Consider the following 22,183-nt stretch of genomic DNA (forward strand, 5'->3'; position numbering starts at 1 on the left):
GGGCAACCACCTGACCAGCGCGTCCTGATCGCGTGGAAGCGCACCCCGCGATTACCCCATGTGTTTAACCCTGTTGGTCAGCGCCCCGGTCGCCCCAAACACGGGTGTTGCCTGCCCGGCCGATGCGAAGGCTTCGCGCCCCTGCCAGCAGGCCGCAAGGCCGTTACAGGCGGGGGCAAGAAGCGAGCGAGCCGGGCCATTATTTCGTGCGTCCCGATCGACAAAAAAGAAGGGCATCCGGCGGTGAGACCGGACACCCTTCTGGTTGATTGGGAAGGTGGCGCCCCCGCTCAGAACGGCGGGAGATCGTCGCCATTGGCAACCCGCTTCATCGCTGGGCGTTCAGCCTGCGCCGGGTCCTTGGCGCGCTGCGCTGGAGGCTCGTGCTGGGCCGATGCGTCGCGCACGATATGCAGGGGGATGCGGGCCTCACGCAGCCGGTCGGCAAGGTTCGCCTGAATGCCGCCGCCGCTACACACCACCGCCTCGACCGGCTTGAAGGCCAGCATGCGCGCATTGCGCTGATAGGGCGCCGAAGGTCCCCGCGAGGTATCGGGCTTGCACAGGATCACCGGCACATTGTGGCGCGATGCCCAGGCGGCTGCGATCACGTCCGCGCCCTTGTTCTGGGCGGTGGTTGCCAGCGCCATCGACGGCACCCGTGCGTGGATCGCATCGAGGTAGTCTTCAACGAGGGCAATGTCGGTGAACTGCTGCCCGCCCGAGAACACCACGACTGGTCCTGAGGGGGCGAACTGCTCGCGCCGCTGTGCCTTCTGCGCCGCGAGATAGTCGCGCGCCTCGATCATCGAGGCGTTGGTCTTGGACGAGACCCGCGAGCCGCGCACCGGCGAGAAGGGCCGGCCGGTCTCGACGAGGTAGATGCGGGCGGCATGGTCGCGCATGCATTCCATCGCGTCGCGGCATTCGGCGAGGCTGCGGGCCTGCATGGTCAGGTCTTCAAGGTCGGTCGCATAGACCTCGCTTGGATCGTATTCGCGCAGCTTCTCCTGCAGCCGGTTGGCCATCGCATCCTCGCGGTCATCGAGGCGTTTGGCGACGACGTGGAAGCTGTTGGCGATCCCCCAGGCGACCTCGCTGGCGAAATCCTCCATCCGGGTGTCGCGGAACAGGTCGAAGACCGTTGCCAGCATCATCTCGATGGCTGATTGCGCGGTCTCGGGATCGGGCATTTCGCTGCTGCTCGGTTCGTGCTCGATCGAGAGCTTGGCAAACTCGGTCTGCTCCATGAATGCCCGGGCGTAGTCGGGTGTGGCGATTTCACGCGCATAGTGTTCGGCAAGGTCGGCGAAGTTCGAGAAACGGTCCGTCATGATAACCTCCAAAAGGAATTTTCTCTCATCACACTGATGAAAGATGCCCATCGGAGGGACGCCGGAGTCAGGCAGTCAGGGACGGCGGCGCGAACGCGCTGCCGCCGCGAACAGCGGGCGCGGGGGGAGCCGATTTTTGCTCGCAAGGCGGTTAGCCGCCGCAGGCCAAAATCGGGGGGCACCCGCGATCCTTGACGGCCGCCAATCTCCCAGGCGTCATGCTATGGCGATGCTGATTTCGCTCAGCCACCGAGATGAGAGAGAGATTACGGTTTTGCCCCCGCACCCCTCTGGGCGTTCGGGGTTAACCGCAAAACGCCACTCCTCTACGCCCCGCCTGACCATCCTGAACGAGGACGGTCATGGGCGCGCGGCGGGGCGCTCTGGCTGCGCCAATTCTGGCGCGGCCCAACACAAAGCGGACCCCTTGCCGGAGACAGTCAGTCGGCCCGTGGCCCGGTGCATCGCACGGGCGCGGGGCGGCGACGAAGGCGGAGTGCAAGAGTGCCGGCGGCCCAACGCGAGGAACTTCGCACCCGCAGGAGCGCAGCCCGCAAGGGCGCGCGGGACCGAGTGCGGCAATCTTGACGGGGCCGCTCATTCGTTAGCGCGCTGGGGGAAGGGGAATTGCTTTGAGGATAAGATGCACAGGCTCGCCAAATCTGTTTGGAATGTTAGGATACGAGGCATGTCCAAGGCGAGCCTTGCCCCCCATGATGAACTGGCCCGGCGAAACCGGGACAGGCAGCGCCTTCGTGCAATCTTGCGGGAAGGGGCACAATCTGCGCCGGGATGTCCTGCTGATCAGCGATATTTCGCGGCGCTCCGTGCGCGGGTGGCGCAGTGTGCAGATGGGCCATATCCCGGGGCCAGTGCGTAATTCGCGAAAATTCGCTCATATTGCGTCTTAAGTATCATTTTGTCGCATAAAGCGCTTCTTAAATCTCGAATCTTCAGGTATGAGGCTCCGCAAGGAGCAAACAATGTCCAGAAATTCGCTCGCGGCGCTCCCTGAAGTTTTCGTTTCGGACGCAGCGATCTCCAAAGCTGTCTATCAGGCGGTGGAGCGCGGGGAATTGCGCAAACTTGGCTCGCGCCTCTACACTCGCAATCTCGGCGAGGAACCTGAACGACTGGTGCGGCGCAACTGGTACAACCTCGTCGCCGCATATTATCCTGATGCGATCATTGCCGATCGCACAGCGCTGGAAGGAAAGCCGGCCGAGGATGGTTCGGTATTCCTGATCTCGTCGAAGCGACGCGAAACCGAGTTGCCAGGCCTTGTCTTGCGACCGAGGTCGGGCCCTGCAGCTCTCGACAGTGATCGCCCGTTCAGTGGGGTCCGGCTAGCTTCGACGGCCAGGGCCTATCTCGAAAACATGCGGCCGACGCGCGGGCGCGGTGGCCGGATATCGAGAACTGTATCCCGCGCCGAACTGGAAGAGCGGCTCGACCGGATGCTGCGCAGCCAGGGTGAGGGGGCCATCAATCGGCTGCGTGACGATGCGCGGGCGCTTGCATCGGCACTCGACTACGAGGCCGAGGCCGCCGAGCTCGACGGCCTGATCGGCTCGCTACTCGGGACTCGCGAAGCGGTGATGCAGAGCGAAATCGGCAAGGCTCGTCTGGCGGGGCATCCGTTCGACCCGGCGCGCGTCGAAATGTTCGAAGAGCTGTTCTCGGCATTGCGCGAGACCGTACCGGAGCGCCGGCCCGTACCCGCGCGTAGCGCAGAGGCGACCTCGACCCTGGCGTTTTACGAAGCCTATTTTTCGAACTTCATCGAGGGCACCGAGTTCAGCGTCGAAGAAGCCGCCGATATTGTCTTCGAGGGTGTCATACCGACCGAACGGCCCGCGGACGCGCATGACGTACTTGGCACCTTCCGAGTGGTTTCGGACCTGGTCCGCATGAAGGTTCTGCCAAGCGATTATGCGTCCTTGCGCGAATTGCTCATGGACCGACATGCCGCCGTTATGGAAGCGCGCCCTGACAAGCTGCCGGGAGCCTTCAAGCAACGCGGCAATCAAGCGGGCGCGACAGTGTTCGTCGCGCCCGATCTGGTCGAAGGTACGCTCGATCGAGGCTTCGGCTTCTTGCAGGCCCTAGGCGAACCCTTCCAACGGGCCATTTTCATGATGACGCTGGTCAGCGAAGTTCATCCCTTCGCTGACGGCAATGGCCGGATCGCGCGGATCATGATGAACGCCGAGCTGCTGGCGCATGGCGAAGAGCGCATCATCATCCCGACGGCCTATCGCACCGACTACCTGAGCGCCCTCAAGGCATTCTCGCACAATCGCCAGACAGCGCCGCTGATCCGCATGCTCGATGTCGCGCAAGCATTCACGCACGCCGTTGACTGGAGCACCCTGGAATCGGCGCGGGCCATGCTGATGGCCAGCAACGCCTTCGATCAGGGTGAGGACGCAAAGCTTCGGCCCGTAGCCATCGGACTTGGCCGCACATGATCAGGCAGGAAGGTTGAACATGGAATTCGACGACCAGATGCGGCGCTTCTTTGGGACCGATGATCTCGGAGCGGTTTCACCCGCAGCAATGGCCAGCGGCGTCGAACGGATGCAGGTCGAGTTCGGGCTCGAGCCCGACAAGGGCCGCAGATTCGCGATGTGGTCCCTGCTCTACATGCTGGGCTCGGCACCCGACCTCGATGTTGCCTTCAAGGACGATCGCGACCGCGATGCGGCACGCACGTTCATGGACCTGCTGGACCAGGCGAATGAGGACGCAAGCGGACCGCGCTAAGGCGCTAACCGTTCAATGGAGCGTTTCGCCATCGCGATTGCGGACGGGTTCCCTGTCCGTGCAGTGAGCAAGCCACTCTATGGCACCATGGGTGCAGAACCAGTCGATCCCGAGTTCCTGAGCATACCATGCAGCTTCGCTCTCGCGGCCGGGCGAATAGGTGCCGGATCCCTCGTGCCAAAGCCCTGAGTTGGCGAGATAGTGCGGGATGTGGCGATTGGCGAGGTAGGCCTTCGCCGCCATGTCGCGCGTGTGCTCGCAGTCGCCTTGCATCCGGTAGGCAAGCAGCACGCGGGTGAATTCCATGAAGGCCGAGATTTCATCACGGTGCTTGTCGAGCAAGTCTTCCGCTGCCTGATAGGCATCCGACCGGATTAGCCATATCAGAAGGACGTAGCGCAGACCTTGATTGTCGTTCGGATTTAGGTCGAGCATCTCGTGCAAGTGGGCGATTGCGGCGATCCGCTCACCCTTGTCACAAGAATACCAGAGATCCTGAGCCAGCGCGAAACGCGCGCGCATATAAGGGCGGGTATCGAGAACCAGCCAGAAATCGCCCTTGACCTCGGCAAATCGTCGTTCGCCGACCGCGAGTTCACCGGCGCAAACCGCACGCAAAAGATATTCGCGGCGCTGCGAGTCCGAGAGATTGCGAAGCTCGGAGAGTTGCAGCCAGGCATCAGCACAAAGCGGCGACCGGGCGAGGGCCTTGCGGGCCAGCAAATTGCGACGCGTCCGGTCAGGCTCGTCCCAAGCGTCATAGGCAAACTGCTGCGCTTCGTTGATATCGTCGGAACTGCCGCCGCCGCCGCTGCTGGAAAGCTTGCGCAGTCCATCGCAATCCGGGAAGCGCTCGAGGTCGGAGCCGGATTGCTTGGACGTCATCTCAATTGCCTTCCCTCAGCGAATGACTGCGACGCTAACCCCGGCGGCGGCGGCAACGGTCCGCCACTGCTTGTCCGCAGTCAGGGCTGGGAGGCCATCGCGGCGGGCCAGTGCAAGGCAGAACCGGTCGCCGAGCGACAGGCCGGCTTCGGCCGTCGCGGCGCGCAAGCGTCCGGCGATCGTGGCAAGGCCGTGGTCCGCATCGACGATGGCCATCGGCAAGGGTTTCAGCATCGCATCGACTTCGCCCGCTGGCATGCCGGCGTGAATGAAGTGGCTGACGACTTCGGCAAAGTTGACGCTGGACATGCGAGCATCCGCGATGGCGTCGGCAACCTTGTCGGCTCCGGGCTCGTCCCGGAGCAAGGCAAGGAGCGCTGAGGCATCGAGCACCACTTCGCTCATTCGCCGGATTCCTCACGGCGGCGGGCAAGGAAGGCATCGACCGAGGCCTCGGACTTGCCGCCCGTGTACTTTTTCGCGAGCGCCTGCGCGTGAGCGATGGACTGCGCGACCGTTCGCAAGATGACGCCGTCCTCGGTTTCCTCGACCAGCAAGGCGCCGCCACCAGCGAGGCCGAGCCGCTTGCGGATATCGGCAGGCAGGCTCATCCGGCCGTTTGGCGTGATCGTCACTTGAACCGTCATGGCAGTGCTCCAGGTCGCTTGGCATGCCCCTACACGAGGCAATGTTCGGACATGAATTGCATCTTATGCCATAAAACAGAAAACGTGTCACATGCACCGCATTATGGCACGATCGTCCGGATTGATAATATTTCTTATGTTAATACCGATACCATAACTGTCCATGTAAACTGTGTCCAGTGTGATGGCGAAAGGCTTGCAGTCACGGGGGTCTTTCAACAGTATCAGCGACCGTGTCCACTCCGTTCGCTACGACGCCCTGGCAGGCTGCGCGCATCGAAATGCCCGGCGGTCGCCGGTCGTGGACGGTATTGGATGATGACGGCGATGTCGTCGAGTGCCTTCGTCACTGGATCGTCCATCTCGAACAGACCCATGCGTCACCAAACACGATCCGCGCTTATGTTCGCCACGTTGTGGACTTCGCTAGCTTCCTCGGCGCAAACGGCGCCGGCATCCATGAAGCCACGGTTGCGCTGTATGACAGCTTCCTTGCCTGGCGGCTTGCCCGCCGAAAGGATGCGCTGCCAAGTCCTCGGCTGATCCTGCTACGCAAGCAGGAAACGCGGATTCTGGCACCATCGACGCGCAACCAGATCCAGCTCGCGGTCAAATCGTTCTACCGCTTTTACAACGGCACTGACGACTTCGCGGTCGATACGACCGAGGTCACAAAGGCCTATGACGGCCACCGGATCTACAAGCCGTTCCTTGAGCATATCAGCCAGCGACGGACGACACGGCGCAAAGACCGTTATCTCTCGGGCGATCCCGGCCGGGTCCAGCAGCAGGTGCTCAAGAAGCGGCTGACGCCGAGCGAGGTTCTGCGGCTGATCGAGGCCTGCGGGCTCGCGCGCGACGCCTTCCTGGTCGTGCTGCTCTACAACACCGGCCTTAGGATCGGTGAAGCGCTGGGCCTGCGCCATGTCGATATCGATCTCGCCGAAAAGGTCATCTGGGTCGTTCCGCGCGAAGACAATGCCAATGAGGCCCGTGCGAAATCGGGCCGGACGCGCGGTGTGCCGGTGCACGACTACGTGCTCAACATGTACGTCGATTACATCACCAGCGACGAATATCTGCCAGCCTTCGAGTCCGGCGCCGAGTACGTCTTCACCAATGTCAAAGCCGGCGTCATCGGGCACGCCATGAGCCTGTCCTACGCGCAGAAGCTCGCGGGCCTGCTGGAGCAGCGCACCCATATCGCCTTCAGCTGGCACATGTTCCGCCACAGCCATGCATCCGAGGCGATCGCGGCGGGATACAGCCTGCTCGAAGTGGCCGACCGGCTCGGGCATGCCAGCCCGCAAACGACAGCGGCGTTCTATCAGCACCTGTTCGCCTCGGAAATCCGCAGGCTTTACCTCACAGGACCCGACGAGGTGCATGAAAGGCTTGAGAAACTTCGCGAGGCTGAGCTGCTCGGAAAGGATCTGCGATGGGCCTGACGCCGCTGGCGCTCGTCGGCGGCACGCCGCACGATACCGATCGCTACAACAACTGGCTTGAGGGGCGCCTCGCGGAGATATCCCCCCTCCTCGTCGCCAATCCCATTTGGTCGGACGCCATGATGGGTGAGGTGTTCGGCCATCCCTGGCTGAGCCAGACATACGCAAGCTTGCCGCTTCAGGCTGCGGTTCCGGTACTCACCAACGAGATCAAGGCTTACCTGGCGGTATCCGTTCTCGACGATCGCAAGGCGGACGCCCACTGGTTCCAGCGCCGGATCCCGGTGATCCGCTATCTGGTAGAGGAAGGCGCGGACCTGCTTGGTCACTTTGAGGCGGGCTGCCTTGCCGACATCCCTCACCCCGGCTTCGCGCCATCAGATGACGAGGGTGCGCGCAAACGGAACCACCACAACGATGCAGTGCTGGAGTGCTACGCCGCCTGGTATGGCGCGAATTATGGACGGCGCAGGCAAAGCCAGACCCGCCAGTGGATCCGGGGCGGCAAGATCGTCACCAGCGAGTTCCGCTCACCGGAAGTGCAGCTGTTCGGTGATATCCATCGCTTCGCGATCATCAACCGGGCGCAGATGGCACCGATGCATGACCGCGACATCATCCTGCTCAACGATCTCTACAGCGAGGAGGACACACGCTTCCGCGATCGGCAACGGCGAAGCGACACCTATATCAACTTCCTGAACTTCGAGCCGTGGCTGCGCCCGCTGATGCGCGGCTTCCTGCTCGACAAGGTCGCACATGGGGAATTTGCGCCAAGAACGGTGATCGCGATGCGATCTCGGTTACGGCTGTTTGCGCAGTTCCTCCACGAAGAATCCGTCGCTGGTCCTGCGAAGATCAACGAACTAACGATGGAGCGCTATCTTGCATGGGGAAACGCGCGCAATGCCGCCGGCAAGAACTGGTACACCGACATCGTCCAACTGATGCGGGCAGCACCGGTGCTACTGCCGGGGGAATGGCCGCGGATCGCGCTCGACAAGCGCGCGGCGCGGCGCATCCGTTACAAGCAGGCACCGGATGACCCGCGCAACCGGCTCTACGCTTCGCGAGAGGGCGCCAACCGGGCGGCGCCTCCTGAGGCCTTGGCCGCGATGATGGCCAGGCTCGATGAACTGCCTGCCCCTATCCCGGTAATCTTCATGATCGGGATCACCACCGGTGCGCGAGCCGAAGACCTGCATGCCTTGCTCTTCGACTGCCTGCGGCCCGATCCGCACGACAAGCGGTTCATGCTGTTCACGTTCTGGCAGAACAAGGTCAGCCGCTGGAACACCAAGCCCTTGCTGGCGACCGATCCCGCGCACCGGGCCATGATCGAGTTGATCGAAGCCCAGCAGGATCGCGTCCGGCAGCGTTACGGGCGCGCCACGAAATACCTGTTCCCCGTCTTTTACGGCAAGCGGGAATCGTTCCTCGGCTACAACTGGACCTTGCAGGAGCTCAGGATGCTGTGCCTCAGGCACGGGATCGTCGATGGCGAAGGCAAGCCGTTCGACTTCTCATGGCATCCGTTGCGCCACCATCGAGGGACACAAATGGCGGCCGAAGGCCACGACATCCTGAGCATCATGTTCGAGCTCGGCCATGCCTCGCCGGATATGGCGTCGATGTACGTCAACAAGCGTCTCGATCTCAAGAAGAACGCCTTGCTGCGAAAGGGTGGCGGCCAGTTCTTCACAATCGCGGGCAAGGTCGACGAAGCGGTCGGCGATCTCCTGCTGCGCAAGGAAACCATGCTGGCCACGCGGGTCTGCGGCGGCGCCTGCACGCTGCCAGGGCAACTCGGCGAATGGTGCGAGCACGCCCACGCCTGCCTGACCTGCCGGTTCTTCCGCGCCGATGGCGGCGACGTGGAGCACTTCCGCTGTGAACGGGCCGGACTTTACGCCGCGATCGAAGGGCTCGAGCAGGAAGCGCAGAACTACGAGGAAGGCGGACAGACCCGCATGGCCGACATCACGCGCAAGCGCCTGCAACGCAATAAGGATGCGGTCCACAACACCGACACCATCATCCGCTCCATCGAGGAGCACGGCCTCTACAAGGGTGAAAAGCAGCGCTACAGGCCGGCCACTGCTCGAGAGGAAGCGACGTCATGACCATGGGACCGGATCTGCGGATCGCAACACTCAACGATGCCCGCAGCCGTCGTAGCGCAGAGAAGCGCGCTGCAGTCGAGGATGCGATCATGCGGCTGCGCGACACCAGGCAGGCTGTGACGTTCGTCTCGGTGGCACGTGAAGCAAAGGTCAGCCGCCAGTACCTCTACAACAACTTCGCCGACGAGATCGGCGAGGAACGCGTCGAAACCCGCGCGGAAACCGAGGTGATAGACGGCAAGAAGGTCCCGCTGCGAACGCCCGAGGAATATCGGCACATCGAAGCGGCACTCCGCAACAAGATCGAGCGCCTTGAGACCGAGCTCCGGGATGCCCGTGCCGAAAGGGCTAAGGCGGACCGAACGGCCGAGCGTGAGCGCGGTAAGGCGGAACACTGGCGTCAGCTCTACACGGCTGTCCTAGCTCGCGTATCACCGGGACAGTCGCCCGAGCCGCTGCCCTCCTCTGAAGACTGAACCGTCACGCTGCGATCGGGTTACGATCAAGCGAGTAGGAAGTGAGCCGCCTACGGCGTCTTGCACTTCCAACTCCCTTGATCGTCCAAATTATGAGCGAAACACAATGGACAGGTTTATCGCCTGCAAACCATTGAAACTAGGACACAAGACACGAATTGGTGTTGATATATGTAAAATTAAATCAAAGACTTGGAGGAAATCAGCGGCTCAGCTGGCGTCTGTCGAGCCGCAGGCAACGCCGAGCTTCTTGCGTTTTGCCGGCGCGGCGTCGGCCTTGGGCCGCGCTTTGGGTGCCGTTTTGGGCGTCGCATTGGCCTCAGCCTTCGGGCTCTGGCCGGGCCTGCGGCCAAGGCCGATCCTGACCGCAAGCTCCTTGCGCTTGGCGGCATAGTCGGGCGCGACCATCGGGTAATCGGCAGGCAGGCTCCAGCGCGCCCGGTACTCGGCGGGCGTCAGGCCATGCTCGGTCCCAAGATGGCGCTTGAGCATCTTCATCTTGTCACCGCATTCGAGGCAGGTGACTGCGTCGGGCTTGACCGAGGCACGCACCGAGACGGCGGGTTTCAGCTCCTCTTGAGCCGGTTCCGGCGCCCGTCCAAGCGCGGCAAGCGAAGCGTAGACCGCTTGGATCAGGCCCGGCAGGTCCGCGGCCGCGATCGCATTGTTGCTGACATGGGCAGACACGATATCGGCGACATGATCCAGCAGTGCTTCGTTTTCCATGCGGGCGAGACCTTTCCAATCCACGGATCGTGGGTTCCTAGGCGATAGTTCGCCACCACGCCATAGGAGCATCGCCGGGGTGCGCCAGGCCTGACCTGATGCTCGAAGTGCGAAGGTTCAGGCCGCGAAGAGTTCGCCCTGGGGATTGGCAGCGCCCGGGCCCTGACGCCGCAGCGGCGCGGGCTTGCGCAGCAGCGCAAGCACAGCCGGCTTGATCACATAGACCGCATGGCGTCCGCCGCCGCGGTTCTTGTGGTTGGTGGCGTAGCCCGCATAGTGCCGGCTCATCAGCCCGGCGCGGACCAGATCGGAAATCGCGCGGCTGACATTGGCGCGGCCCACGGCCTGGACCTGCTCTTCCACCGCCGCTTCGATGTGCGCGGCATCGCGAACAGCGTCACCGGTCAGTTCGTCCTTCAGCGCAGCGGCAACGCGCGCACGCATCGCCGCACGACGAGCGGGCTGTTCGCTCATCGGCAGAAGCTGAGAGCAGAGCCATTCGCGCAGGAGCACCGGCACGCCGCCCTGCGCGACGAAGGGTCCGGCCTGCCCTCGCCCGTCGGCAATTTCGGCTACCAGTTGAAGGACGAGAAACGCATAGCGCGGGCGGTTCGAGGCTTCGACCAGGACCGCGTAGATCCCACCGACGCCAGTGATTTCAGGGGCTCGTTCCATCAATCAGTATTGAGCACAAAAGGTGAATCCTGTGAATCCCCTTTGTGCCCTGCCCTGTCATTTGTCGCCCGTGACACTTCGCCCGGAGACGCCATCTGGTTTGCCCTGCCACACGTGCGCTGCCCTCTCTCCGCGACTACTTCCGCCATCGTGCAGGCATAATCGATGACCCGCCCTCCGCGCATGTCACGGGCGCAGCGCAACATGACACTCTGCCCGAGGGCAAAGTGTCACAGATGCCATGCCCCGCAAGGGGCACAAGCCCCGACCCGACAGGCAAAAAAATAGGGCCGGCGTGAGCCAGCCCCTTGGAAAGTTTTGGGAGAGGATGCCTGAAAGGCATGCCACATAGGGGCCAGCCCCCTTCATGCTGCACGTGCGAAAAGAACGCGGAGTGTTGCCTTTTCGCAACCGCCGCTCCTTCTGGACATCGTCTTCATGAGCAATCGGGGGCCGGTCCGGATGATCCCAATGGGAGGCGGCGCTACCGCCTCCCGGGCTCGGTGTCACAGGAAGAGGACTTCCTCGGCGACGATCTCGACCGCGTAGCGTTCGACGCCCTCCCGGTCGGTCCACTTCGAGTAGTGTAGGCGGCCCTGCACCTCGACCAGGTCGCCCTTCTTCTTGTGCTTGGCGACCGAGGTGCCGAGGCCGTTGAAAGCAGTGACGCGGTGGAATTCGGCGAGAGTCTCGGCGTAGCCGGCCTCGTTCTTGACCGTCTTGCCGTCGACCAGCTTGGGGCGATCGGTGACGAGGGTGAACGAGGTGATCGCGGTCTCGCCGGCGTGGCGGGTTTCGGGAGCAGCAGCGATGCGGCCGATCAGGATGACGAGGTTCTTCATGGGGTATTCTCCGTGGCTGGAACTCGGCGGAACCGCCCGCCGATGAACACCACAGGCAGGGCCAAAGGCCCGCGCCCGCACCGAACGCATGTGAGGGAAACCCAAAAGCGAGGAGTGGTGCGGCAGGCCCGAAGGGCTTCACGGTCCGCTGCTTTTGGGTTGCGGCCGGGGACTGGCGCTGCAGGGTTCATCGGCAAACGAAGGGCGGTTTCGTCAGGTCAGGCTCAGCGGATCCCCGCAAAGATCAGATCCGTCAGCCTCGGCCATTTCGGCAGGACCTGCTCCCACCCGCCAGCGCCCGCGCAGCGGGCATTGCCTTCCTCGGCCCCCGCTCCATACTGGTCAGTGACGCACGGTCACACGGGGCCGGGCCCAGCCCCTCCCGTCCAGTGCCATGCGCTACGGCAAGGCTATTCGTCAGATGCGCAAGAAGGCGGCCGCAGGCGAGCATGGATCGCCTGCCCCCGATGGGGACGCTCAGCGCCAAGGCCTCGCGAGGCCTTGCGCGACCAGATAGTCGCCGGCATCCACGCCGTTCACCGAGACCGAGGCGAGCGTCCGTCCATAGGGGGCGGTGCCAAGTCGCGTGATCGTCACCTGTCCGCGCGACAGCAGCCGCGTCAGGGCAACCCGCGAGGCTTCGCCTGCGGCAAAGTCACACCAGGCGTAGGACCGTCTCCGGTCCTGGCACTTGGGACTATCGGGCAGTTCGGGTGCATCGATATTGGCGATGCGGACACGCTCGCGGCCGCAGCGGATCGTGTCGCCGTCGTGAACAGAAGGCGACATGCAAAGGGCGGCGGCAGCAAGAGCGATCGGCATGGGTAGAGCCTAGCGCCCTCGCCCGCCCGCGCCAACCAGCCTCGCCGCTTCCTCCACTGGCCCCGATCGTCACCCGAAGGCCTGGGTGGGCGGCGGTGCAAAAGTGCCGACGCTCCGCCCTAGCGAGTAGAGCGGGTCGCCGCGGCGCCCGCGTGGGACGCGGGCCCCGGGGTGCCCCCTTCCCTCCCCGCCTCGCCAGACTCCCGCAAAACCGGTATGAACGCACTTCAACCCGGCCGCACTGGCCCCGCTGCCGCAGGCAGAGCCATCTAAGGGAAAGGATCCCGGACCATGGCTGATCCTCAGATGATGCCAAGCGCCCTGCAGGTGGCGCGCGCGATGACTGAGGTGCTGCGCGCGAAGCTGAGTGTCTTAGCGGCTGAAGAGGTCACGCTCTCCCGCGAGGAAGCCGCGCTTTGCCTCGGTCTTGCCGAAGGCGTGACCGAAAGCCTGGAACAAAACGCACTTCAGGACCGGTGAGCCGCCCGGCCCTGCGACCTACCGGACATTGAGCCCCAATTCGCCCAGCAATTGCCCGGCCTGCTCGCGCGAGATGGTCGCCCCGCGAAACAGCCCCGCATCGACCAGGCGTAGCCCGCCGAGGTCGGCACCGCGCAGGTCTGAGCCCTCGAAGCGCCATCCGGCGACCAGCGCCTCGCGCAGCGAGCAGTCCTCGAACACCGTCATGCGAAAATCGCCCTTGCGCACATCCGCACCCGACAGATCGACCCGGCGCAGAGTTTCCTTGCGAATCGAGAAGCCCGGCAGCTTGGCAGAGACCAGCAGCACTTCCTCGAAATGGACGTGCATGGCGCGCGCTTCGGTAAAATCGGCGCCGGTGAGCTTGGAGCCGGTGAAGCGGGTCGAGGTCAGGCTGGCCCGGCGCATCGCGCAATTGTTCCAGTCGCCGCCGATGAATTTGGCCTCGCTGAGGTTCGCGCCCGAGAAATTGGCGAACGGTCCCCGGCAACCTTGCCAGACCGTACCTTCAAGCTTTGCCCCCGCAAGATCGCTGTGCCGCAGGTTGCAGCGTTCAAAGCGCGAGCGGGTGAGATCGAGCCCGGAAAGGTCGGCTTCCTCGAGATCGCAGTCGACGACCACCTGAGCCGGACCGCCGCAGAGCGGGACGAGATCGGCACGAACCAGTGTTCTTCCGACGAGGCCACGCGGGGGCAAACAGGTCGTCCATCACGCGCCCAACTCTTTCGCGGCCCATCGCCTCGCTTCGGCTCGGCCGGATTGGCACAATGTTCCGTTTGTCAATTGGCCGGGAGTGCGCATATAGGGGGCACAAGTGGACTGGGGGTTCCCGGTCGGCGTCATAGCCTCGGTGAGTTTCATCGGGGCTTTTCGCTTATTTGGGGCGGGAAAACCTTGAGCCCCCAGTTTTCATAGCCGCTGCCGACATTCTCGCGCCCGCCGTCGCAATAGAACTTGCGGGTCAGGACCTCGAAGGCGCGATTGTCCTGGCTCGGCCGCAACACACTCATGCCGATTGGCCTCGCCACCAGGTCTGCGAGCTGGAGCCCGGACGAGTTCGCCTTCTTGTCGGCAAAGACAATCTCGAATGGCAGGGGCGCCCCCAGCTTGTTCTCGCCGTCGCAGATCCTGCGGAACTCCAGTTCGAGGTCCTTGTCCTCCTTCTTGCCGCGGCACTCGAAGACCACGTGGGTCTTCTTGGCGTTCTGGTTCTTCTCGATGAGGAACTCGTAGAGCGTCTCAAGGCAGAACCCGAGGGCGAGATGATAGGGGTTGTCGCGTTCGACATCGCGCGCGCCGAGCCGGTGCTTGTCGATCACGCAGCTGATCAGGATGAAGTTCGACTTGTCGATGATACCGCTGAGGCCATCGATGAAACCCAGCTTCTCGGCTTCGTTAGCGAACTTGAAGGGGCCGGTTTCCTTGCGAATTTCTCGCTCGTGCAAGATCACAATGTCGTGGCCGAAATGGTTGAACTTGAACTTCTCGAGCGCCGGGACGACCTTCTCGCTGTAGTGCTTCTTGTAGAAGACGCAGAATGCGAGGACGAACAGCGGATAGTTGGGATCGACGGTCTGCATGCCGTGATCGCCGCTTTCGTCGACATAGACGATGAAATTGCTGAAGCGCCCGGCAGGCGTAGTGGCGCTCTTGCGGTCTTCGACCACCGGGTCGAGATCGAGATCGAACAAGGAAATTGCTGGTCGGATGCCGTCATCGCGCAGTGATGCCAGCGCGGACCGTGCAAGCCAAGCCGGAGCGCGGTTTTCCACACACCACCCCCGTGCATAGCAAGCCTTGCCGCGCCCTTAAGGCCAGCATAGACTGACTCACGCGAGCCCACCCGGGGCCGCGTAAAACGAAGGAGATGCGCGAGAGGTCGAACGGGCAGCGTCGATCGCGAGAAATTGGAGATACCCCAATGATCCAGCGATACCGTGTGCTCGGCCGCAGCGTGGTCGAAGGCGATGAACTTCAGCACGTGCTGCGCGAAGCCTACGAGCGCAAAAGCCCGGTCCATTGCGAATGCCGCAAGGGAAACGAACTCCCCCTCTACATTTCGCACCGGCAGAATGGCTACGTGCTCGCGCGCTGGCCGGGCTCGGGCGCGCGCCATGCGACCGCCTGCGATCACTACGATGCGCCCGATTACCTCACCGGCATGGGCCAGGTGCGCGGGAGCGCGGTCATCGACGATGAGGCGAGCGGCGAGACCAGCCTGAAGCTCGGCTTCCCGCTCTCGCGCGGAGCCGCGCGGCTCGCGCCGGCGGCGCTGACCAACGACAAGCCGACGGTGAAATCGTCGGGCCAGAAACTGTCGATGCGCGGGCTGCTCCACGTCCTCTGGGACCGGGCCGAACTCAGCCACTGGCATCCGAAGATGGCGGGCAAGCGGACCTGGTTCGTGGTGCGCCGCGCGCTGCTCGAGGCGGCGGCCAGTTGCCGGGCGAAGCAGGAAGCCCTGCCCCACGTGCTGTTTGTGCCCGAGAGCTTCAAGGTCGAGGAAAAGGAAGAAATCCGGGCCCGGCGCCGCGCGGCGCTGGCCCGAGTCTATGCCTCGCGCGACGAAATGATGGTGGTGGTCGGCGAGATCAAGGAGATCGTTCCCGCGCACGGCGCCGAAAGAATTGTCTTGCGCCATGTCGGCGACATGCCCTTCGTGATGGACCAGGACATGGCGAGGCGCTTCCACAAGCGGTTCGCGGGCGAGCTCGCGCTGTGGCAGGCGCAGGATGGGCCGAACGGCAAGTGCGGCCACCTTGTTCTTGCCGGCTCGTTCGCGCGCCGACGCGAGGGCACCTTCGACCTCATCGAGGTGGCGCTGATGCCGGTGACGAGAGAGTGGCTGCCCTACGAGACCAGCGACGAGCGCTACCTCGTCGGCAAGGCAGTCGCCGAGAAGCGGCGCTTCGTGAAGGGCCTGCGCGTCAATCTCGATCACGATACGCCGATCGCCAGCCTGGTGCTCAAGGACACCGGCGAGGAAGCCAGCGCCATCCACATCCACGACCGCGACAACGAGTTGGCCGAGCCATTGGAAGCCCTGCTCGCCGGGCAAGGCGTCGCGCACCTGCTGTGGAAGGAAGGCGAGCCGCTCCCGGCCCGCGTCAGCCGGCCGCCGCGGCGAGGCTGGCAGGCGCAGCAGGCCGCCTGAGCGGCGTCAGTCGCCCGCGCGAGGCAGCGGCCTCAACGGCAGCAGATCGAGACGCCGGGGCGTGTCGCTAGCCGCGCGCAGGGCTTCGAGCCGCGCCGCGACCTCGCCCTCGTGTTGGGTGATCTCGATGCGGTTGAGGCCGACGATCGTCCAGACCGCGAGCTCGGGCCGCTCGGTCACGTGGACCGAGTAGGCGATGGGGAGCTTCTCGGGATAGAGCCAGAGCAGCAGCACCGGGAGCGCGGCGAGGTTTGGTTTGCCGTCGATCACGGCGAGCGTCATCACGCCCTTGTCCCGATCGTACCGGCAGGTGAACCCGAGCGGCTGCGGGTGCCCGGCAAGGCCGAGGATCGTCTCGCGTGGCCGAGCCCCGAAGACCGCCTCGAGCTCGGCGGGCGGCTGAGCCTCAGCGTTCTCAGCCACCTCGGCGAGGAACAGTTCGACCGCGGCAAAGCGCGCGGCTTCCTCGCGGGTGCAGGCAAGTTCGAGAGTGAGCGTGATCGAGGACATGGCTGGGACTTTCGCGTTGCCGCGCGCCAACGCGTCCCGTTGCCAAGGCAAGGGATAGAACGGCGGACGCGCGCGGAATTGAACGGATCAGAGAACGAGGTGACGCTCGACGTGGGCGCGTGTCCGCGGCCTCTGGAGGTTGAAGAGGGGGACGCCGTGGCTGGCGGCAATGCGCAGCGCCTGGCCGGTGCCGCCCGAGGGCTCGCCGTCGGCGGTCCAGCAGAGCACGAATTCCGCAGGGCGATCGAGTGCGGGGCCCAGCACCTGGAACACGTTGCGGGTGTGGAGCGCCTGGACGAAGGCCGAGAGCCCGGCGAAGGCCGGATGGTGCACCGCCGCGATGGCACGCGCCCTGCCCCAGAGCTCGTCACCGAGCGTGTCGGGATGGAATTCGCTTGCCGAACCACGCCAGCCCGCCTCCGGCAGAAAGATCTGCGCATCGCGGCCTGCCCCGCGTTCGAACGCGCTGTCGGCGCCGATCGCGTGGCCCGAGCGCAGGACATAGCCGCGCTTGGTGAGCGCGAAGGCGGCGCGGGTCATCAGGCTGAGGATCACGGGCGGCGTGGAGCGCGCACCGATCCCGGCATAGAAGCGAGGCATGGGCTTGGACTCCCTTTAGGAACGCCCAGCTCCAGCCCCCTCCCCTTACCCGCTGTCAGCCGCAGCGACCGTGGCTGGACCGTAGGCGGCGAGCAGATTGCGGTGGAGCACCGCGTTCTCAACGGGAAAGAAGCTACCGTCGGCGCCCGGTCGGGTGATCTGGAGCGCGGCGGCGATAACCTCGCGGAATGGGCGCATGACTGCGCGCGAGCCCTCGTAGGTCACCGGCTGCGGAAATCCCGCCGCGATCCAGGTAACCGGTTCCACAAGGTCGTCGATCCAGACCTGCGCGTCTTCGGGCAAGGGCAGTTCCGCCGAAACCAGCCACAAGGTCTGGTATGTCCCGAAATCATGAACATTGGCGACGAGGGCGAAGCCGAGCGGCAGGGGCGGCTCGGCGTTGAGGGCAATGATCGCGGCCTTGTAGGCGAGCAGTTCGAGCGTGTTGGCCGCGGCGAAGTCCGCGCATATCCCAAGCTGCGCGCAGCGCTCGTCGGCGGGACCTGCGCCGAGTTCGAGAATCCGGTGCCGGCTCATGACGCGGCCCCCTCGAGGCCGTCCGGATACCAGGCGAGTTCCGCCGCGTGCGGATGGGCAGGCTCGAATTCGGCGATGCGCGCATGGGTGATGAGACCCGCACGGTCCCTCAGCCCAACATAGCCGCCGTAGAAGCGGCTGCCCGCAGCGACGAACTGGGCGTGGACGTCGTCGCACACCGCCTCGGTGACGAAGAAGCCCGGCACGCCGGCGATATGCGCTGGCGGCAGGACGCCGAGCATCTCGTCGAAAAAGGCCTCGCTCACCCGCGAGAGCGGAAAACTTGCGAGCACGGCTTCGCGTGAGGAGGCCAGCAGGGAGGCATCAGCTACCGTCATCGCTCGCACCTCCTGTCACCACGAAGGCCGGGATGGTCAGCTCGGCGCGGCCCATCTCGCGTTTGAGATCGCGCAGCCGGGTGAAGCCGTTGATCCATGATGGCGGGAAGAGGACGTATTCGTCTTCACTCGCGGTGTAGTCGCGCATCGGCCCTTGCCCATCGAACAGGACAATTTCGGGGAGGAAGGCGCCGAGGCCCCCACCCGACCAGCGGCGGAACGGCAGGCCATGGTCGGCGCAGAAGGCATCGATCGCGGGGATTTGTCCGCCATTAAGCTCGGTGCCATAGAGCTCGAGCGGCTCGCCGCCGGGCAGTGCCGCAGGATCGAACGGTTCGCCATCCCACTCGGTGCGCAGGTCATAGTCGGCCGCGTGCGCGGCGAAGGCTTCGAGATGTTCGCGCGGCAGTGCGCCGCCGATGGTGATGTGGACGGGGGCTCGGTCGCCCATAGGCTTGGGTCCTTTCGCTTGGGTCTGATCCGACCGGCGAAGCCCCCCTCCCCTCAGCCTGACGTCGCCGCGGACCTCCCTGCCCCCCAGCGCTCGGCCGTGCGATCGACGACGAGTTCATTGGAACAGGTCTGGCACAGCGCGAAGGCTTCGGCGGATGTGCCCGCGAGCCACTGCTCCCAGTCTTCTCGGGCGAGGACGACGGGCATGCGGTCGTGTACGTCGGCCATCTGCGCGCTGCCATCCACCATGACCATCGAATAGGCTGCGCCCCACTCCTCGGTCGGGCGCCAAATGCCGGCAACGGCAAAGACCTCTTCGCCCGCCAGTGAGTACCAGGTCCGGGTCATCTGACCCTTGACGCCCTCGGCCTCGGCCCAGGCGGTGCCGGGGATCAGGCAGCGGCGGCGCTCAAAGCTCGGCCGCCAGAATGCAGTGCCGAGCTTGTCCTCGCGCGCGTTGTTGACCGGCTTGGGCTTCAGCGGGTGACCGTTCCTGCCCTTCAGGACAAGCGGAAACCCCCAGGTCATCACCTGCGTCTCGCCCTCGGCAACAACCAGGCCGGGATAGCCCGGATAGACCTCGGCGGCGAAGTTCGCGCCTGCGCCGCCGCGCGCACCGAACAGCCGGGCGATTTCCGCAGGGGCCTTGGTCATGCGGTACAAGTTGCACATGCCTTGATGCTCGGCGGACCGCCCTGCCCTGTCAATCGGCACGAGCAGCAGCGCCCGCCATCTTGCAAATGTGTTCCCTATATGTTCTCTTGCGCGCATGGAACGAATCGATACGTCGGCTGTCGCTCATGCGATCCTGGACGCCCCGGGCTGGGCGCGGGTCGGGATCACGGCCCCAAGCTCCTGCCTGCGCGAAGATGCCGCGCTCGAACTCGCCCGCGTGATCGCCGATGCGGTCGACGCGCCGGCGAGTGCGTCCTCATCTGAGCAGTCGACCCTGCCGCTCTGACGCGCGCCTGCTCAGCCCGCCGGGCGGGCCAGCAGCGCCTCGATTTGCGGGTCGAGGGGAAATCCGAAACGCCGGGCGATCTCGGCGGCGTGTTCGAAGTCGGCAGCGCTGACGTGGAGCGAGCGGGCGAGATCCGCGAGCGTCTCACCCTCGCGCGGCGCGGAGAGGGCATGGAGATGGCCATGCGTGTGCGTCACGGCAAACGGCCAGGTCATGGCGACGCCGACCACCTCCTCGGCAAGCACGACCAGCGTGTCGCCGGTGCGGATGGCCTCGTCGCACTGGACCGCGTCATAGGCATTGCCAGTGCTGGCAAAGGCGTGGTGGCGCCGGGTGGTAAAGGCGAAGCGTTCGCTGTCGGTCAGCATGTCTGGTCTCCGGGTATCCCAATGCAAATGAAGAGGCGGAACGCCGGGCGGGGGGCAGTGCCGACGTTCCGCCTCAGGCCGCGCGGGGGGCTTAGGCCTTGGCGACATCCAGGGTGATCTTGCCTTCCTCGAGTGCGGCGAAGATCGGATCAGCGAGGTCGGCGAGGCGCAGGCGGCCTTCGATGAACCGGCGGGTGCGGCCAAACCGCTTGGCAATCGCGTCGAGGTCGCTGCCCTCATTGACGAAGTGCTTGTAGGCCCGGATTTCATCGGTCGGGGTCATGTCGAGCCGGATGACGTTCTCGATCAGCGAGAGTTCGGACTGCTCGGCGGCATCGATGTCGAGCACGCGGCAGGCGACGGGGTGATCCTTGGCGAGCTTGCCCGCCTCGAGGAGAAAGTTCAGTGCTCGCAGGCGGCGACCACCGGCGGTCACATCAAACATGCCCCGCTTCTTGGCTGGCGCCACGATCAAGTTCTGAAGGAGGCCCTTGGCCTCGATGTTGGCGGCGAGTTCCTCGATGAAGAGGTTGCTGTCATTCTTGCGGACGTTGGCCTCGGACAAGCGTAGCTTGCCAAGCGGGATCATCTCGATGTCGTTCATGGGGGGTGCTCCTGAAAGCTGGATTGACCGAGCCCTTCGGCTCACCCCTTCCAGCCCCCCTCCCCTCGACATTTCAGGAACGGCCCCGGGACTTCAGGCCCATGGTTTACGGCGATATGCCAGAGCTGCGGAACCCGGAGCGGAGAATTTGGTTGCGTTTATTGCGAATATTCGATAGTGAATATGGCCATCACGGAGAGAGCCAATGACCCTGCCAGCCAACGCCTTGCCCTTTGGCAACAGGCTGCCCTCGGCCGATGACCGACAGATCGCCAACCAGCTTCGCCGAATTCTTGCCGCCCAGAAGGCCGGCGAGGCGAAGCTGCGCGTGCCCGATCCGAAAACCAGAAAACCCGTTGAAATCGCCCTCACACCGGCGATGTCGGATCTGTTCCTGGAATTGCTGCGTCACATTGGCAGCGGCGATGCCGTCACGCTCGTTCCGATTCAGCAGATGCTGACCACACAGCAAGCGGCGGACCTGCTCAATATTTCGCGGCCCTACCTCATCAAGCTGATCGAAAAGGGCGATATCCCCCATAGCATGGTTGGTAGGCATCGTCGCCTCAAGGCAGAGGATGTGTTCGCCTACAAGGCTAAGCGTGATGAAACGCGCGCCAAGGCTATGGACGATCTGCTTTCGGGCGACGCGGACCTTTATTGATCTCCGGCCGCCATGTTCGCCAATCGCTACACAGCTCTGGTAGATGCCTGCACACTGGTCAGCGCCCCTAGGCGGGACCTGCTCCTCACGCTGGCCGAAGCGGAGTTCTTCCGGGTGCGATGGTCGCAGCGGATTCTCGATGAAACGCAAAACGCACTGGGCAGGATTTTCGCCGAGCGCGGCATCGAAGATTCTGCCTCGCGCGCGGCGCGCTCGGTCGGGGCCATGCACCGCGCCTTCCCGGAAGCGCTGGTAATGGCTCCCACTTCGCTTGCGTCGATGACCTTCGGTCTTCCCGATGCGAACGACGAACATGTGCTGGCGGCAGCCGTCCAGACACAGGCCCAAGCGGTGGTCACGGAGAACAACGCGGATTTCCCCGAGGCAGTCCTGACGCCGCTCAACATCGAAGCACGAACTGCAGATGAGTTCATCGCCGACACCATTGCTCTTGATGAAGGCAAGGCGGTTGCCGCGATCCGAACATTGCGCACTCGGCTTACGCGACCGGAAATGTCTGCAGAGGGCTACCTGAGGTCGCTAGAGGCGCATGGGCTATTCGTCACTGCCTCACTGCTCAACAACCACATCGAATCCATCTGAGGTCCATTCGCGTCTCGATCGCTGACGTGAGGTAGGCCGGTCTAACAGCACAGTCCTATTTAACATCGCTGATGTTAAATGCGCTCAAGGCACCCCTGCGCCGATCAAGGCCTCGGTGAAGCGCCCCCAGCACTTGCGCTCGGAAATCGGCGGCAAGCGCCCCGTGA

General features: G+C 64.1%; 27 protein-coding genes and 1 pseudogene. 10 read left to right on the forward strand and 18 right to left on the reverse strand.

Translation table 11 applies throughout. From position 1 onward, the window contains the following. Positions 1-290: 290 nt before the first annotated feature. A complete protein-coding gene (locus tag NJ75_RS17515; RefSeq protein ID WP_039336855.1) occupies positions 291-1,334 on the reverse strand; it encodes a DUF2493 domain-containing protein in 1,044 nt (347 codons plus the stop codon). A 983-nt stretch (positions 1,335-2,317) separates the two neighbouring features. On the opposite strand from NJ75_RS17515, the gene NJ75_RS17520 reads away from it, so the two are divergent. Next, positions 2,318-3,805 (forward strand): Fic family protein, encoded by a 1,488-nt coding sequence (locus tag NJ75_RS17520; RefSeq protein ID WP_010890949.1) that lies wholly within the window; start codon positions 2,318-2,320, stop codon positions 3,803-3,805. Positions 3,806-3,824: 19 nt separating this feature from the next. Beyond that, on the forward strand, positions 3,825-4,100 hold the full coding sequence (locus NJ75_RS17525; RefSeq protein ID WP_010890948.1) for a hypothetical protein: 276 nt from the start codon (positions 3,825-3,827) through the stop codon (positions 4,098-4,100). Between the two features lie 12 nt (positions 4,101-4,112). Here NJ75_RS17525 and NJ75_RS17530 read toward each other — a convergent pair whose 3' ends face one another. The 3 genes from NJ75_RS17530 to NJ75_RS17540 are packed head-to-tail and all read right to left on the reverse strand — an operon-like array spanning position 4,113 to position 5,632. Beyond that, complete coding sequence (locus NJ75_RS17530; protein ID WP_010890947.1) at positions 4,113-4,985, reverse strand: hypothetical protein; 873 nt, start codon at positions 4,983-4,985, stop codon at positions 4,113-4,115. Positions 4,986-5,000: 15 nt separating this feature from the next. After that, positions 5,001-5,390, reverse strand: coding sequence for a type II toxin-antitoxin system VapC family toxin (locus NJ75_RS17535; RefSeq protein WP_010890946.1), 390 nt, complete (start codon positions 5,388-5,390; stop codon positions 5,001-5,003). Continuing rightward, a complete protein-coding gene (locus NJ75_RS17540; protein WP_010890945.1) occupies positions 5,387-5,632 on the reverse strand; it encodes an AbrB/MazE/SpoVT family DNA-binding domain-containing protein in 246 nt (81 codons plus the stop codon). The genes NJ75_RS17535 and NJ75_RS17540 overlap by 4 nt, the downstream gene beginning before the upstream one ends. A 233-nt stretch (positions 5,633-5,865) precedes the next feature. Here NJ75_RS17540 and NJ75_RS17545 point away from each other — a divergent pair, with 233 nt between their 5' ends. From NJ75_RS17545 to NJ75_RS17555, 3 genes are read left to right on the forward strand one after another with little or no spacing between them, the layout of a single operon-like run. After that, positions 5,866-7,080 (forward strand): tyrosine-type recombinase/integrase, encoded by a 1,215-nt coding sequence (locus NJ75_RS17545; RefSeq protein WP_010890944.1) that lies wholly within the window; start codon positions 5,866-5,868, stop codon positions 7,078-7,080. Then, on the forward strand, positions 7,071-9,203 hold the full coding sequence (locus tag NJ75_RS17550) for a tyrosine-type recombinase/integrase (RefSeq protein ID WP_010890943.1): 2,133 nt from the start codon (positions 7,071-7,073) through the stop codon (positions 9,201-9,203). Before NJ75_RS17545 ends, NJ75_RS17550 begins: the two co-directional genes overlap by 10 nt. Beyond that, entirely contained in the window at positions 9,200-9,679 is a 480-nt protein-coding gene (locus tag NJ75_RS17555) for a hypothetical protein (RefSeq protein ID WP_011445585.1), read from the forward strand. Before NJ75_RS17550 ends, NJ75_RS17555 begins: the two co-directional genes overlap by 4 nt. A gap of 210 nt (positions 9,680-9,889) precedes the next feature. On the opposite strand, the gene NJ75_RS17560 is transcribed toward NJ75_RS17555, so the two are convergent. The 4 genes from NJ75_RS17560 to NJ75_RS17575 all read right to left on the reverse strand — a co-directional run bounded on the left by NJ75_RS17560 (position 9,890) and on the right by NJ75_RS17575 (position 12,744). Continuing rightward, positions 9,890-10,405 carry a Ros/MucR family transcriptional regulator gene (locus NJ75_RS17560; protein ID WP_039336863.1) on the reverse strand — a complete coding sequence of 172 codons (516 nt, stop codon included), beginning with the start codon at positions 10,403-10,405 and terminating at the stop codon, positions 9,890-9,892. A 117-nt stretch (positions 10,406-10,522) separates the two neighbouring features. Further along, positions 10,523-11,080, reverse strand: a complete 558-nt coding sequence (locus tag NJ75_RS17565; RefSeq protein WP_039336865.1) for a hypothetical protein — start codon at positions 11,078-11,080, stop codon at positions 10,523-10,525. 506 nt (positions 11,081-11,586) lie between these two features. Further along, on the reverse strand, positions 11,587-11,922 hold the full coding sequence (locus NJ75_RS17570) for a single-stranded DNA-binding protein (RefSeq protein ID WP_039336867.1): 336 nt from the start codon (positions 11,920-11,922) through the stop codon (positions 11,587-11,589). A 477-nt stretch (positions 11,923-12,399) separates the two neighbouring features. Then, positions 12,400-12,744, reverse strand: a complete 345-nt coding sequence (locus NJ75_RS17575) for a thermonuclease family protein (protein WP_039336869.1) — start codon at positions 12,742-12,744, stop codon at positions 12,400-12,402. Positions 12,745-13,035: 291 nt separating this feature from the next. On the opposite strand from NJ75_RS17575, the gene NJ75_RS17580 reads away from it, so the two are divergent. After that, a complete protein-coding gene (locus NJ75_RS17580) occupies positions 13,036-13,224 on the forward strand; it encodes a hypothetical protein (RefSeq protein ID WP_039336871.1) in 189 nt (62 codons plus the stop codon). A gap of 18 nt (positions 13,225-13,242) precedes the next feature. Here the strand turns inward: NJ75_RS17580 and NJ75_RS17585 are convergent. After that, positions 13,243-13,933: pseudogene (locus NJ75_RS17585) on the reverse strand (pentapeptide repeat-containing protein). Positions 13,934-14,081: 148 nt separating this feature from the next. Next, positions 14,082-14,996 carry a DUF3800 domain-containing protein gene (locus NJ75_RS17590; protein ID WP_236727185.1) on the reverse strand — a complete coding sequence of 305 codons (915 nt, stop codon included), beginning with the start codon at positions 14,994-14,996 and terminating at the stop codon, positions 14,082-14,084. 149 nt (positions 14,997-15,145) lie between these two features. On the opposite strand from NJ75_RS17590, the gene NJ75_RS17595 reads away from it, so the two are divergent. Further along, on the forward strand, positions 15,146-16,378 hold the full coding sequence (locus NJ75_RS17595; protein ID WP_039336873.1) for a DUF1173 domain-containing protein: 1,233 nt from the start codon (positions 15,146-15,148) through the stop codon (positions 16,376-16,378). Positions 16,379-16,384: 6 nt separating this feature from the next. Here the strand turns inward: NJ75_RS17595 and NJ75_RS17600 are convergent, their stop codons facing one another. The 6 genes from NJ75_RS17600 to NJ75_RS17625 all read right to left on the reverse strand — a co-directional run bounded on the left by NJ75_RS17600 (position 16,385) and on the right by NJ75_RS17625 (position 19,488). Further along, entirely contained in the window at positions 16,385-16,888 is a 504-nt protein-coding gene (locus NJ75_RS17600) for a hypothetical protein (RefSeq protein ID WP_039336874.1), read from the reverse strand. Between the two features lie 87 nt (positions 16,889-16,975). Beyond that, complete coding sequence (locus NJ75_RS17605; protein WP_039336877.1) at positions 16,976-17,488, reverse strand: hypothetical protein; 513 nt, start codon at positions 17,486-17,488, stop codon at positions 16,976-16,978. A gap of 45 nt (positions 17,489-17,533) precedes the next feature. Then, positions 17,534-18,025: a hypothetical protein gene (locus NJ75_RS17610; protein WP_039336880.1), complete on the reverse strand. Its 492-nt coding sequence runs from the start codon at positions 18,023-18,025 to the stop codon at positions 17,534-17,536. Further along, positions 18,022-18,363 carry a hypothetical protein gene (locus NJ75_RS17615; protein WP_039336882.1) on the reverse strand — a complete coding sequence of 114 codons (342 nt, stop codon included), beginning with the start codon at positions 18,361-18,363 and terminating at the stop codon, positions 18,022-18,024. Before NJ75_RS17615 ends, NJ75_RS17610 begins: the two co-directional genes overlap by 4 nt. Then, positions 18,350-18,814 carry a hypothetical protein gene (locus tag NJ75_RS17620; protein ID WP_039336883.1) on the reverse strand — a complete coding sequence of 155 codons (465 nt, stop codon included), beginning with the start codon at positions 18,812-18,814 and terminating at the stop codon, positions 18,350-18,352. Before NJ75_RS17620 ends, NJ75_RS17615 begins: the two co-directional genes overlap by 14 nt. A gap of 53 nt (positions 18,815-18,867) precedes the next feature. Then, on the reverse strand, positions 18,868-19,488 hold the full coding sequence (locus NJ75_RS17625) for an SOS response-associated peptidase (protein ID WP_039336885.1): 621 nt from the start codon (positions 19,486-19,488) through the stop codon (positions 18,868-18,870). A 97-nt stretch (positions 19,489-19,585) separates the two neighbouring features. Here NJ75_RS17625 and NJ75_RS17630 point away from each other — a divergent pair, with 97 nt between their 5' ends. Further along, complete coding sequence (locus tag NJ75_RS17630) at positions 19,586-19,777, forward strand: DUF6771 family protein (RefSeq protein WP_039336886.1); 192 nt, start codon at positions 19,586-19,588, stop codon at positions 19,775-19,777. An 11-nt stretch (positions 19,778-19,788) separates the two neighbouring features. Here NJ75_RS17630 and NJ75_RS17635 read toward each other — a convergent pair whose 3' ends face one another. Together NJ75_RS17635 and NJ75_RS17640 are read right to left on the reverse strand one after the other, a co-directional pair. Beyond that, positions 19,789-20,145 (reverse strand): hypothetical protein, encoded by a 357-nt coding sequence (locus tag NJ75_RS17635; protein WP_039336887.1) that lies wholly within the window; start codon positions 20,143-20,145, stop codon positions 19,789-19,791. 91 nt (positions 20,146-20,236) lie between these two features. Then, positions 20,237-20,749: a ParB/RepB/Spo0J family partition protein gene (locus tag NJ75_RS17640; RefSeq protein WP_039336888.1), complete on the reverse strand. Its 513-nt coding sequence runs from the start codon at positions 20,747-20,749 to the stop codon at positions 20,237-20,239. A gap of 205 nt (positions 20,750-20,954) precedes the next feature. Between NJ75_RS17640 and NJ75_RS17645 the strand changes: the two genes are divergently transcribed. Both NJ75_RS17645 and NJ75_RS17650 read left to right on the forward strand, forming a co-directional pair. Next, on the forward strand, positions 20,955-21,413 hold the full coding sequence (locus NJ75_RS17645; RefSeq protein WP_010890902.1) for a helix-turn-helix domain-containing protein: 459 nt from the start codon (positions 20,955-20,957) through the stop codon (positions 21,411-21,413). A gap of 12 nt (positions 21,414-21,425) precedes the next feature. Then, complete coding sequence (locus NJ75_RS17650; RefSeq protein ID WP_010890901.1) at positions 21,426-22,016, forward strand: PIN domain-containing protein; 591 nt, start codon at positions 21,426-21,428, stop codon at positions 22,014-22,016. Positions 22,017-22,183 lie beyond the last annotated feature (167 nt).

The organism is Novosphingobium subterraneum (genome assembly GCF_000807925.1).
GTDB classification, from domain to species: Bacteria; Pseudomonadota; Alphaproteobacteria; order Sphingomonadales; family Sphingomonadaceae; genus Novosphingobium; species Novosphingobium subterraneum.